This window comes from Chryseobacterium sp. MMS23-Vi53, assembly GCF_047651245.1.
Lineage (GTDB): Bacteria > Bacteroidota > Bacteroidia > Flavobacteriales > Weeksellaceae > Chryseobacterium.
Window position 1 is genome coordinate 261,289 of sequence record NZ_CP180265.1, and the last position, 12,473, is coordinate 273,761.

11 protein-coding genes are annotated in these 12,473 nt (G+C 33.9%); 10 read left to right on the forward strand and 1 reads right to left on the reverse strand.

Annotated features, from left to right (window positions below):
• Window positions 1-386 precede the first annotated feature (386 nt).
• The 5 genes from ACKX2A_RS01180 (at window position 387) to ACKX2A_RS01200 (ending at window position 7,056) form a co-directional block, all read left to right on the forward strand.
• On the forward strand, window positions 387-1,031 hold the full coding sequence (locus ACKX2A_RS01180; protein WP_415327195.1) for a cysteine hydrolase family protein: 645 nt from the start codon (window positions 387-389) through the stop codon (window positions 1,029-1,031).
• A gap of 270 nt (window positions 1,032-1,301) precedes the next feature.
• Window positions 1,302-1,883 carry a Crp/Fnr family transcriptional regulator gene (locus ACKX2A_RS01185; RefSeq protein ID WP_415327196.1) on the forward strand — a complete coding sequence of 194 codons (582 nt, stop codon included), beginning with the start codon at window positions 1,302-1,304 and terminating at the stop codon, window positions 1,881-1,883.
• 175 nt (window positions 1,884-2,058) lie between these two features.
• Window positions 2,059-5,388 (forward strand): cytochrome c biogenesis protein CcsA, encoded by a 3,330-nt coding sequence (gene ccsA, locus ACKX2A_RS01190; protein ID WP_415327197.1) that lies wholly within the window; start codon window positions 2,059-2,061, stop codon window positions 5,386-5,388.
• A 327-nt stretch (window positions 5,389-5,715) separates the two neighbouring features.
• Window positions 5,716-6,582 (forward strand): SPFH domain-containing protein, encoded by an 867-nt coding sequence (locus tag ACKX2A_RS01195; protein WP_415327198.1) that lies wholly within the window; start codon window positions 5,716-5,718, stop codon window positions 6,580-6,582.
• A gap of 285 nt (window positions 6,583-6,867) precedes the next feature.
• Window positions 6,868-7,056 carry an Arc family DNA binding domain-containing protein gene (locus ACKX2A_RS01200; protein ID WP_415327199.1) on the forward strand — a complete coding sequence of 63 codons (189 nt, stop codon included), beginning with the start codon at window positions 6,868-6,870 and terminating at the stop codon, window positions 7,054-7,056.
• 202 nt (window positions 7,057-7,258) lie between these two features.
• Here ACKX2A_RS01200 and ACKX2A_RS01205 read toward each other — a convergent pair whose 3' ends face one another.
• On the reverse strand, window positions 7,259-7,456 hold the full coding sequence (locus ACKX2A_RS01205) for a hypothetical protein (RefSeq protein WP_415327200.1): 198 nt from the start codon (window positions 7,454-7,456) through the stop codon (window positions 7,259-7,261).
• A 137-nt stretch (window positions 7,457-7,593) separates the two neighbouring features.
• Here ACKX2A_RS01205 and ACKX2A_RS01210 point away from each other — a divergent pair, with 137 nt between their 5' ends.
• The 5 genes from ACKX2A_RS01210 to ACKX2A_RS01230 all read left to right on the forward strand — a co-directional run bounded on the left by ACKX2A_RS01210 (window position 7,594) and on the right by ACKX2A_RS01230 (window position 12,473).
• A complete protein-coding gene (locus ACKX2A_RS01210) occupies window positions 7,594-9,144 on the forward strand; it encodes an aldehyde dehydrogenase family protein (protein ID WP_415327201.1) in 1,551 nt (516 codons plus the stop codon).
• Between the two features lie 106 nt (window positions 9,145-9,250).
• Window positions 9,251-10,576, forward strand: a complete 1,326-nt coding sequence (gene lat, locus ACKX2A_RS01215) for an L-lysine 6-transaminase (RefSeq protein ID WP_415327202.1) — start codon at window positions 9,251-9,253, stop codon at window positions 10,574-10,576.
• A 63-nt stretch (window positions 10,577-10,639) separates the two neighbouring features.
• Window positions 10,640-10,870, forward strand: coding sequence for a DUF2007 domain-containing protein (locus ACKX2A_RS01220; RefSeq protein ID WP_415327203.1), 231 nt, complete (start codon window positions 10,640-10,642; stop codon window positions 10,868-10,870).
• A 516-nt stretch (window positions 10,871-11,386) separates the two neighbouring features.
• Window positions 11,387-11,899: a GNAT family N-acetyltransferase gene (locus tag ACKX2A_RS01225; protein WP_415327204.1), complete on the forward strand. Its 513-nt coding sequence runs from the start codon at window positions 11,387-11,389 to the stop codon at window positions 11,897-11,899.
• Window positions 11,900-12,017: 118 nt separating this feature from the next.
• A complete protein-coding gene (locus ACKX2A_RS01230; RefSeq protein WP_415327205.1) occupies window positions 12,018-12,473 on the forward strand; it encodes a transcriptional regulator in 456 nt (151 codons plus the stop codon).

Consider the following 12,473-nt stretch of genomic DNA (forward strand, 5'->3'; position numbering starts at 1 on the left):
ATTCTATAGGGCAAATTTAATGTTTTTTAGGCATTAAACAGATGCTTTTTTACTTAAAAGAAGTGTTAATTTCTTCTTAATGATCATAGGAAATTAAAATCCTTCACTTTGTTTTGAATGATTAAAAATATTTAAAATAAAACAATTTTCAATTAAAATTATAAGGTAATTTTTTATTTAAATTAAATAATTGAATTTTGAATCAATTGTTATTATTCAGGACACAGAATAAAACATGTGAATGTCTTTAAAATAAGCATAAATCGTTTTTAATAATTATCCTGAGTAATGCATTAAATTTATGATAAAATAAAATCATTTTTTGAACTAGTTCAAATGTCAGCAATTTTCACCGATGTAATTTTGTGTCAAGAAAATTTCAAACAATGAAAAATTTATTTAAAGGTATTTTTACATTATGTCTTACACTAATCTCATTAACAACAATTAACGCACAAAAGAAAAAGAGCATGGAAAACACAGCATTATTGATTATCGATGTACAAAACGATTATTTCAAAGGAGGAAATATGACATTAGTAGGAGCAGAAGAAGCAGGTAAGAAAACACAGCAGGTTTTAGAATATTTCAGAAAAAACAATTTACCTGTTATCAACATCAAGCACATTGCGACAAATGAGGGGGCTACTTTCTTTTTACCTGATACAAAAGGAGCGGAAATTAATTCTTTAGTAGAACCAAAGAATGACGAAAAAGTAATCATAAAGCATTATCCTAACAGCTTCAGGGATACTGATCTTTTAGAATATTTGCAGTCAAAAGGAATCAAAAATCTGGTAATTACGGGTATGATGACAGACGTTTGTGTAGAATCTACAACCAGAGCTGCATTTGATTTTGGTTTTAATAATACAATCATTGGTGACGCGACAGCAACAAGAGATAGAGAATTGTACGGAAAGGTTGTGAAAGCAGAAGAGGTTCAAAAGTCTTTCTTGGCAGGAATTTCAGCGTTGGGAAATCTTTACACAAGAGTTATTACAACCGCCGATTTTCTAAACGGAAAATAATATAGACGATCAGTTTTTTTTCTTACTTTCTTAAATGAAATGCCCTTGTTTACTTTACTTTAATAAAGTTTTATTTCAAAAAAACTTTGTTTAACCTCGCGATTAATTTTAAAAGCAAAGAAGACAAAGGTTGGTTTTTAATCTTTTTTGAATTAAGATAAACAAAAGCATTTCACTTATTTTCGAAATACAAATTAAGAGAATAATTAAAACAATTTTAAATAAAGGTATCAATTTTATTGGTATCTTTATTTGTCTTAAATACACTTGATGCACGATTTATTATTTAAAAATATCAGTCGCCATATTCAGCTTTCGGAGGAAGAATTTCAACGTTTTACAGAACCTTTTCAATTGAAAAAATTTACAAAAAAAGAAATGGTTTTGGAGGAAGGAGAACACTGTAACTTTGAAGGCTTCGTTATAAATGGCTGTTTCAAAGTTTATTTTTTAAATGAAAACGGATTCGAACAGACTTTATATTTTGCAGTAGAAAGCTGGTGGATCACAGATTTGGATAGCTTAATCAATAATGTTCCAAGCACCCTGAATATTGAAGCTGTGGAGGACAGCGAAGTTTTAATGATTTCAAAAAAAGATAAAGAAACATTATACGAAACTATGCCACAGGTTGAAAAACTATTCAGAATAATGAATCAGCAGTCTTCGGTAGCTTTACAGAGACGGATTTTATCTTTAATGAACAAAACGGCAGATAAAAGATACCTCGAATTTCTGGAAAAATATCCTGGTTTGGAGCAGCGCCTTGCTCAACAGCAGATCGCGTCATATCTCGGAATTTCACATGAATTTTTAAGCAAAATCAGAAAAAAAACATCATTGGGGAAATAGCTTTTTCTAATTCAGTGAGTTGCATTATGATAATTTGTATTTTTCTCAATGGAAATCATATTATTAAGAATGATTAAAAATAAGGTTTTATCTGGCTCCAACTGATAAAAGACAGCTTTTTTTGGCTTCTTTGTGGTTTTTCATCCCTATTTTTGCATGTCAAGTAAAATATATCATGAAGAAGCTCCAGGATATTCTTATCTCAACCAGGACAATGGCTGTATTGTTGCTGGTTTACGCATTTGCAATGGCTTATGCAACGTTCCTAGAAAATGACTACGGAACCCCAACAGCAAAAGCATTAATTTACGAAGCAAAATGGTTTGAACTGATTATGTTTCTGCTTATTCTCAATTTCATCGGAAATATCGGAAGATACAGACTTTGGAAAAGAGAAAAATGGCCGGTTTTGGTTTTTCACCTTGCTTTTATATTGATTTTCATCGGTGGTGCGATCACAAGATACATCAGTTTTGAAGGGACAATGCACATCAGAGAAGGGGAAACATCGAACGAAATTGTAACCGACAAAAATTTCCTTAAAATTCAGATTGAAGAAAAGGGAGATGTGCTTAATTATCAGGATATTCCTTATTTAATGTCGCCTTTGCACAAAGATTTGGAAGCCACGTACGATTTTCACGGAAAGCAGGTGAAAGTTGTTGCTAAAGAATATGTTCAGCGAAAAAAAGACAGTTTGGTTGCTGAGCCGAATGGTACTGAATATCTTCATCTAGTGTCTACAGGACAAACAGGAAGACAGAATATTTTTATAAAACCGGGTGAGACAAAGTCTATCAACGGAACTTTAGTTACTTTCAATAGGTCGATTGAAGGCGCGGTGGAATTTAAAAATGAAGGAGGAAAATTATTCATTAAAACACCTGTTGATGCAAGTTATATGACGATGGCAACTCAGGCAACGGGAAATACTGTTAAAAATGAATTCCAACCTTTGGCTCTGAGAAGTTTATATTCAATTAATGAATTGAAATTAGTTGTTCCTGAAGGTCTTAGAAAAGGAAGATTAATTGCAATTGAAGGCGATAGAAAGAAAGATCAGGCTGTTCCTGATGTTTTGACGGTTGAACTTCAGGGTCCTAAAACAAAACAATTGGTAGACCTTTCGGTTGAAAAAGGAAATCCAAACGCTTACAAGCAAGTTACAATGGACGGATTGAACATCATGGTTGGTTTCGGTCCTAAAATTTACAACACACCTTTCTCGCTTAAATTAGATGATTTCGTCATGGAAACTTATCCGGGAAGTTCGTCTCCAAGTGCGTATGAAAGTCATATTAAAATTATTGATGAAGGAAAACAGACTCCTTTCAAAATCTATATGAATCACGTTTTAAATCACAAAGGTTACCGTTTCTTCCAGTCTAGTTTCGATCCGGACAGAATGGGAACTGTACTTTCTGTAAACCACGATTACTGGGGAACTTTGATCTCTTATATCGGTTACACATTCTTATTCGGAGGAATGTTCTTTATGTTCTTCTGGAAAGGAACTCACTTCTGGAAACTAAATAAAATGTTGAAGGACGTTAACAAAAAAAGAAGTGCTGCGATTCTTTTATTGTTCTTAAGTTTAGGCTTAAATGCTCAGAAAATAGAAACACACGGTACAACCGATGGAAGCAGAGAACACATTCATGTAGAAGGTGAAAACCACAATCATGCGGCAGCTCCCGAATCGGCTCAGGCTCAGCAACCGAAACAGAATTCTCTGGCTGCACCGTTGAGCAAAATGAAAGTAATTTCTGCAGATGAAATTATTGCGAGAAATAAAATCAGTGCAGAGCATGCAGATAAGTTCGGATATCTTTTGGTTCAGAATTTTGAGGGAAGAATTGTTCCGATCAATACTGAAGCATTAGATGTTTTAAGAAAATTATACAAAAAAGACGAGTTTAAAGGAACAGATGGTAAGTCATTAACTGCGAATCAGTGGTTCCTCTCTGTAAATACAGATACTCCGAGCTGGACGATGGTTCCTATGATTAAAATAGGAACAAAAGGAGGTGATGAGTTAATGAAAAAAACAAAGGCTGATGAAGATGGTTATACTTCATTGATGAACCTTTTCCCTGCTGATGCAAACGGAAATTTGACATACATCTTAGAACATGACTATAACACAGCTTTCCGTAAGAAACCGTCTGAACAAACAAATTACGATAAAGAAGTAATTTCCGTAAACGAAAGAGTACAGATTTTTAACGAATTTTTCAGCGGACAGTTTATGAGAATTGTTCCTGTGAAAAATGATGCAAACCACACTTGGCATTCTTGGTTAGACCAAAAAATGGAACCGGATATGGAATCTCAGCAAGTAATGGGACCATATTTTGCGGAAGTTCTACAAGCTCAAAAAACAGGAGACTGGAGTAAAGCAGACGCTGAATTAGTGAAACTTTCAGACTATCAGCAAAAATGGGGGAAAGCAGTTGTACCTGCAAAATCTAAAGTTGATTTGGAGGTTTTCATGAATAAAGTGAACATCAACTTCAAATTATTGATTTTCTATACCATTGTTGGAGGATTATTATTGATTTTAGGTTTTGTTGAATTATTTAAACCAAATAAAACTTTAAGTAAGATAATTAAGACAACCATTTATTTAGGACTTGTGGGATATATTTTCCATTTCCTTGGATTGGTAGCGAGATGGTATATTTCTGGTCACGCACCTTGGAGTAATGGTTATGAAGCGATTATTTTTATTTCATGGGTAGGTATTTCTGCTGGATTAATGTTCTTTTTTGGTTTCGGAAAACTTTCTTTAGCAGATAAAGCTGCATTAGCTGCAATGAAACTAATTGCTAAAAATAAGGCTAACGCACTAATTCCTGCATCAGGATTTATGGTAGCTGTAATTATGATGGGATTTGCACACGGAGGTTCTGCTCTTGATCCGCAAATTACTCCGCTTGTTCCTGTATTAAAATCTTATTGGCTGATCGTGCACGTAGCGATTATCACCTCAAGTTACGGGTTCTTTGCATTGTCGATGATCATTGCAGTTATTTCATTAGTATTTTACATTATTTCAAATAAAGAAACATATAAAATCCACCACGATACAGCATTGAAAGAATTAGTGATCGTTTCTGAAATGTCTCTAACCATCGGATTATTTGCCTTAACAGTAGGGAACTTCTTAGGAGGAATCTGGGCAAACGAATCTTGGGGAAGATACTGGAGCTGGGATCCAAAGGAAACTTGGGCATTCATCTCGATCATGGTTTATGCATTCGTATTACACATGAGATTAGTTCCGGGATTGAGAAGCAAATGGGCATTCCACGTGGCAACAATGTTCGCCTTTTGTTCAATGGTAATGACGTATTTCGGAGTAAACTATTATCTGAGCGGACTACACTCTTACGCTGCTGGAGACCCGGTTCCGGTTCCGGCTTGGGTTTATATCGGACTTGGAACAATGACTTTACTATCTGCTGTTTCTTATTACAAGTTTAAAATTTTAAATAAAAAATAAATTTAAATTTTATCATAATACAGAATCCCTGAAATTAATTTTTCAGGGATTTTTTTGTGCACAATTTTAAACGACCTAGGAAACCGAAACGTGAAGAAAATTCTACTGTTTGAGCGCGAGACGAATGTTAAATCAAAAGATAAATTTAGTTTTCGCGCGAGTTTTAGAATTTTTAGAGAACAGGTTTCTTTTTTAGCTTCAGTTTTCAAGTCTTGAACTTTTGTTTCTTTTGTTTCAAGACAAAAAGAAATTAATTAAAAAAATATATTTCGAAATCAAAACTTATCAATATCTTTATGATATCAAAATAATATCAAATTAAAAATCATGGAAAAAGTTTTAAAACCAATGTCAGGATATCTTACTTTAGTTATCTGCTTGGGATTGTTTGTAGCATCAGTTTACTTATTTGTAACAGGAGTTGATAACAACATTACATTTGTTATTTTGGCTTTATTAGCCTTTATTTTATCATGTTTTTTCTTAAAAGGTTTAATGATTATTCAACCGAATCACTCGAGAGTACTGAACTTCTTCGGAAAATATGTCGGAACGGTAAGAGACAACGGATTGTTCTTTATTAATCCGTTATATTCATCACAGAAAATCAGTCTTCGTTCTGAGAATCTGCAGGGACAAACGTTGAAAGTAAACGACAAAATGGGGAACCCTATTGAGATTGCAGTCGTAATTGTTTGGAAAGTAGGAGACACTTATAAAGCAGCTTTTGATGTTGAACGTTATTCGGATTTCGTGAGAATGCAGAGTGAAGCGGCGGTTCGTCATTTAGCGATGAGTTTTCCGTATGATAATTTGGAAGACGACCACGCGCCAATTACTTTGAGAGAAGGTGGTGATAAAATCAATGCTATTTTGGAACAAGAATTAACAGACAGACTTTCAAAAGCCGGAATTACTATTCAGGAAGCAAGAATTTCTCACTTAGCTTATGCTTCCGAAATCGCAGGAGCAATGCTTCAAAGACAACAGGCAACGGCAATTGTAGCGGCAAGAACGAAGATTGTAGAAGGTGCAGTTGGAATGGTAGATTTAGCGTTAAAGAAACTTTCAGAAGAAAATATTGTTGAATTAGATGATGAAAGAAAAGCAGCCATGGTCAGCAATTTAATGGTAGTTCTTTGTGGTGAAAAAGCAGCACAGCCCATTTTAAATGCGGGAACATTGTATAATTAATAATGAAGAATTAATGATTAATAATTTTCGCAAAGTTTAATATTCTAAAAATCTAATCTCTGAATTTAGAAAAATAATATTAGAAATGTCAGTCTGAGCGGAGTCGAAGACTTTATAGTTAAATAGATTCTTCATTCCACTTCGTTTCGTTCTGAATGACAGTATGCATACCTCTTTGTTAAGAGAAACGCCTTTGCGAATTTAAAAACATAAAGTAATTCAAAAAAAATCTTTGCCTCTTTGCATTAAAAAACAAAAAGCAAGAAATCAGAAAAGTAACAAAAAATGAAATCAGAAAAAACTCAAAACTCTCCCGAAAACAAAGGCAAAAAATCTTTCGTCTTAAGGATAGATGAGTCCACTTACAAGCTGTTGGAAAAATGGGCAAATGATGAATTCCGGAGCGTAAATGGACAGATTGAGTATTTGCTTCATCAAAAATTAATAGATTCGGGAAGAAAGAAAAAGGAATAGTTTTTAACTAAGATGATATCCTGCACTGTCATTTCGACGCAGGAGAAATCTATTGAAATATTGTTGAAAAACAGATTCTTCAAAGTTCACAATAAATTCAAAAAATATTTGCGTTCTACGAGTAAACAAAATTTAAAAAATTCAACAAAACAAAAAAAGCAGAGAAAATATCTCTGCTTTCGTGTTCCATATATCAATTAAATTAATCAAATATCGTCGAAAAGTAATTCGTAATGATACTCCAGAAATTCTTTCCAAGAAAATAAATTAGGGTAGAAGTGATGATTCCCTTCACTGTAAAGAAGATTATTCCGCCAATTCCAAACTTCTTTACCAAACTTTTCCACTTGGAGTTTTTCTTTTCTTCTGCAGGTTCCTCTATGGCCTTATTCTTTTCCATTTCTGAAATTCAAATGATTACCTTACAAAGATAAGCATGTTTATAATTAGTCCAAATAAAAAAGTTGTTAAAAAAAATAAAATTTTGCAGTTCGCGTAATATTTTTAACTTTAGAGAAAACGAAAAGTAAAATTTTTATGTCTAAAAAAGTAAAGGATTTTGGGATCGAAAAAACGCTCAAAAATCTAGGAATTAAAGATGAGAATAAGGGAACTTCTGTAGGCGGAAAATTCTTTGCATCAGGAAAAACTATAGAAAGTTTTTCACCGGTTGACGGTAATCTGATTGCTAAAATAAAGACTTCAGGAGAATCCGATTACAACAAGGTAATCGAGACTGCTGAAAAAGCATTCAAAGAATTCAGGCTGATTCCGGCTCCGAAAAGAGGAGAAATTGTAAGACAGCTGGGTCAAAAATTAAGACAATACAAAGACGATTTGGGTAAACTTGTTTCGTACGAAATGGGTAAATCTTTGCAGGAAGGTCTAGGTGAAGTGCAGGAAATGATCGATATCTGCGACTTTGCAGTGGGAGTTTCTAGACAGCTTCACGGGTATACAATGCATTCAGAAAGACCTGGACACAGAATGTATGAGCAATATCATCCTTTAGGAATTGTTGGAATCATTACGGCTTTCAACTTTCCGGTAGCAGTTTGGTCTTGGAATACAGCTTTGGCCTGGATCTGTGGTAACGTCACGATCTGGAAGCCATCAGAAAAAACTCCACTTTGTGCGATTGCTTGTCAAAACATCATGAACGAAGTTTTAAAGGAGAATAATCTTTCTGAAGGAATTTCAAGCGTTTTAGTTTCAGACCACGAAATTGGGCAAAAGTTGGTAGACGACAAGAGGGTTGCTTTGGTTTCTTTCACAGGATCTACAAGAGTCGGAAGAATGGTTTCTTCTAATGTGGCTCAAAGATTCGGGAAGTCTATCCTTGAATTAGGTGGAAACAACGCGATTATTATTTCTAAGGACGCAGACATCGATATGTCAATTATTGGAGCGGTTTTCGGGGCTGTTGGAACTGCGGGGCAAAGATGTACATCAACAAGAAGATTAATCATCCACGAAAGCGTTTACGACGAAGTGAAAAACAGATTAGTAAAGGCTTACGGACAATTGAAAATCGGAAATCCATTGGATGAAACGAATCATGTTGGACCTCTTATCGATACAGATGCTGTAAATATGTACGAAGAAGCCATCAAGAAAGGGAAAAATGAAGGCGCAAAATTCATCGTTGAAGGAGAAGTTTTAAAAGGAAAAGGTTACGAATCGGGATGCTATGTAAAGCCATGTATCGCGGAAGTGAAAAATTCTTACGAAATCGTTCAGCATGAGACTTTTGCACCGATTTTATATTTAATTAAATACAAAACTTTAGACGAGGCAATCGAAATTCAGAATGATGTTCCACAAGGATTGTCGTCTGCAATTATGACGCAGAATTTAAGAGAAGCAGAATTATTCCTTTCTCACGCAGGTTCGGATTGTGGAATTGCCAACGTAAATATCGGAACTTCAGGTGCAGAAATCGGTGGAGCTTTTGGTGGTGAAAAAGAAACAGGAGGTGGTAGAGAATCTGGCTCAGACGTATGGAAATACTATATGAGAAGACAGACAAATACGATCAACTACACCACAAGTCTGCCTTTGGCACAAGGAATTAAATTTGACCTTTAAAATAATTTGAAAAATTAAGAGATTCAGCGTTGAAAATTATCCCTAAGTAAATTTTTAACTTTTTCTGATCTTTTAATTCCAATCACCCTCTAAGATTTTAATTAATATGGATAATACTTTAGAAATAAAAGCAAACAAAGTAAAAGAAACAGTTGGCAGACATGTTTTGGCAGACGGTTTCGATTTCGTGATGGATATCGAAAAATCTCACGGATCATGGCTTTATGATAAGTTAACTAATAAAGAATATTTAGATATGTTTTCGATGTTCGCTTCGGCGTCTGTCGGTTACAATCACCCATACATCGTCGAGAGATCGGCTTGGTTGGGGAAAATGGCTGTCAATAAACCTACATTGGCAGATGTTTATTCTGAGGAATATGCTCACTTTTTAGAAGTTTTCGAAAGAGTTGTAATTCCTGAAGAACTTCAGTATGCTTTCTTTATTGAAGGCGGAACTTTAGGTGTTGAGAATGCAATGAAGGCATGTTTCGACTGGAAAACCCGTAAGAATTTTGATAAAGGGTTGAATATTGAAGCTGGAATTTGTATTCATTTCAAACAGGCATTTCATGGAAGAAGTGGTTATACCTTGAGTTTAACAAATACTTCTGACCCAAGAAAATATCAATATTTTCCGATGTTTGAATGGCCAAGAATTCTGAATCCTAAATTGACTTTCCCAATTACGGAGGAAAATTTAGAAGAAACAATCAGGAATGAAAGATTGGCTTTATTAAATATCGAAGAAGCGATTTTAATGAATCCTGATAAAGTGGCGTGCATTATTATCGAGCCTATTCAGGCAGAAGGTGGTGACAACCATTTCAGAGACGAATTTTTATTAGGTTTAAGAAAAATCTGCGATCAAAATGAAATTCTTTTAATTTTTGACGAAGTGCAAACAGGTATCGGAATTACCGGAAAAATGTGGGCTTTTCAACATTTTACGGCAAAACCGGATATCATTTCTTTCGGTAAAAAAGCGCAGGTTTGCGGAGTTTTGGCCAATAAAGAAAAATTTGATGAAGTTCCGGATAATGTTTTCAGAGAAAGCTCAAGAATCAATTCTACTTTCGGAGGAAACTTTATCGATATGCTTCGTTTCCAATTGGTAATGGAAGTGATCGAGCAGGAGAATCTTGTAGAAAATGCAAGGGTGGTTGGAGATTATTTATTGGAAGGATTAAAAATTTTAGAGCAAAAATTCCCTGAAAAACTTTCAAATGCTAGAGGAAGAGGCTTGATGTGCGCCATCGATTTGCCGACTCCAGAGCAAAGAAATGCCTTGAGAGATGAGCTTTGGAATGATGGAATGATTATCCTTGCATGTGGAGATCAGTCGGTTCGTTTCAGGCCACATTTGAATGTTACAAAGGAAGAAATTCAGCTTGCTTTAGACAAAATTGAAAATAATATTAATAAAATTTAAAACCTTAAATTTGTGATTTTCAAAAAAATGTTATAAATTTAGATACTCAAACGGGATAGAAATATGGAAAGAAGTACAAGAGTATCAGTTTTTGAAAGTGACAAACAAGCAGAAATTCAGTTGATAAAATCTAAGCTGGATGATGCACAAATTAAAAATTCAATTGAAAACAATTACCTTACTTTTACAACAACGCCAACGGCTACATCGTTGAAAGTAATGGTTAAATTGGAAGATGAGAAGAAGGCATTCGATGTGATCGACGCTTATCTTCAACAAAATGAAAATCAATAAAAAAACAATTTCATAATTTTAAATTTTACTACTTCGAACCGAAAATTAATTTTAATTAGTTTTCGGTTTTTTAATTCAAATATTTAAACTTTTATATTAAAATAATTAAAGGATTGAAAATTAAGTAAATGCTCCGATAAGCTAAACGTGACACTGCTAAAATTGAATTGCTAATGAAAGCAGTTAATATTAGAAATGTCATGCAGAGCTTGTCGAAGCATCTCAAAAAAGCATTCAATAGAGGTGGGCTTTAGCCCGCCTTCAAAAATAAAGTCGTTCAAGTTGACTTTAGTCGAAACTGAAAACAATTAAAAATTTAAATTAATGATTCTGTTTAAATTTTTAAACATTGAGATAAATTTAAGAGATTTAGAAAATTAAGTAAAGCTTTGTTTTATCTTAAAAAATATAAATAATCTTATTAAACTTAACTTCTTAAATATTTCTTAATGATCCAAGTATGAGACATTTTTAATTCTAATTTTTTCAATCTTTTAATTAAAATTTTTCACAGCAATGAATTCGGAAATTAAACTAAGAAAGGCAGAAATTGAAGACAGAGACATTATCTGGAACATTTTACAACAGGCAATTGAAAGAAGAAAACAAGACGGAAGTACACAATGGCAAAACGGTTATCCAAATTTAGATACCGTAGAAAGTGACATTACAAAAGGTTTCGGATATGTAATGACGGTGGATGGAGAAATTGCGGTTTACACTGCTTTAATTCTAAATGATGAACCAGCTTACAGCACAATCGAAGGAGCTTGGCTGAGTGACGGAGAATTCGTTGTCGTTCACAGAGTGGGTGTGGATGAGAAATTTGCAGGGCAGGGGATGGTGAAAAAATTATTTGATCACATCGAAGAATTTACAAAATCGCATGGAATTCAGAGTGTTAAAGTTGATACTAACTTCGATAATGTCGCCATGCTAAAGATCCTTGAAAGCAAAGGTTACACGTATTGTGGAGAGGTTGTTCTTGCAGGCGGAATGAGGAAGGCTTATGAGAAGATTATAATTTGATCAAAAGGTTAAATCCATTTCCATTGAATTTTTAAAACGCTAGGAATTTATAAACTCTATCGAGTTTGTTCGTTTAGTTCTGAACTAATTTTTTACTTTTGTCTCAAATTTATATACAATGCATAAGAGTATAGAAATTGATGAAAGAATTTTCCAGGATGCCGTAAAGTTTTATGGCACCATTTTCAATTTACCGCCACTGGCTTCAAAAATATATGCTTACCTTCTGTTCGATTATGATAAGGTAGGTATTACTTTTGATGAGTTCGTGGATGTGCTTTCTGCGAGCAAAAGTTCGGTTTCTACAAGTATTTCTTTACTGCTGAACTCAGAATTGATCGTAGATCACAACAAAATGGATGAGCGAAAACGGTATTTTTTCATCAATGACGGTTATAAGAAGATAAGATTTGAAAAAATAGTTCAAAAGATGCAAGACGAGTTACAATTACTAGATGATCTAGACCAATTTAAAAAGAATCATGACGATGGATACAACGAAAAAATGGAAGCTTACAAAGCTCTTTTAAATAAAAATATAATTAATATTCAAGAATCTCTTAATAAACTATAA

Coding starts and splice junctions, on each gene's coding strand:
- ACKX2A_RS01180 (WP_415327195.1), top strand. CDS start 387: ATGAAAAATTTATTTAAAGGTATTTTTACATTATGTCTTACACTAATC.
- ACKX2A_RS01185 (WP_415327196.1), top strand. CDS start 1,302: ATGCACGATTTATTATTTAAAAATATCAGTCGCCATATTCAGCTTTCG.
- ccsA (WP_415327197.1), top strand. CDS start 2,059: ATGAAGAAGCTCCAGGATATTCTTATCTCAACCAGGACAATGGCTGTA.
- ACKX2A_RS01195 (WP_415327198.1), top strand. CDS start 5,716: ATGGAAAAAGTTTTAAAACCAATGTCAGGATATCTTACTTTAGTTATC.
- ACKX2A_RS01200 (WP_415327199.1), top strand. CDS start 6,868: ATGAAATCAGAAAAAACTCAAAACTCTCCCGAAAACAAAGGCAAAAAA.
- ACKX2A_RS01205 (WP_415327200.1), bottom strand. CDS start 7,456: ATGGAAAAGAATAAGGCCATAGAGGAACCTGCAGAAGAAAAGAAAAAC.
- ACKX2A_RS01210 (WP_415327201.1), top strand. CDS start 7,594: ATGTCTAAAAAAGTAAAGGATTTTGGGATCGAAAAAACGCTCAAAAAT.
- lat (WP_415327202.1), top strand. CDS start 9,251: ATGGATAATACTTTAGAAATAAAAGCAAACAAAGTAAAAGAAACAGTT.
- ACKX2A_RS01220 (WP_415327203.1), top strand. CDS start 10,640: ATGGAAAGAAGTACAAGAGTATCAGTTTTTGAAAGTGACAAACAAGCA.
- ACKX2A_RS01225 (WP_415327204.1), top strand. CDS start 11,387: ATGAATTCGGAAATTAAACTAAGAAAGGCAGAAATTGAAGACAGAGAC.
- ACKX2A_RS01230 (WP_415327205.1), top strand. CDS start 12,018: ATGCATAAGAGTATAGAAATTGATGAAAGAATTTTCCAGGATGCCGTA.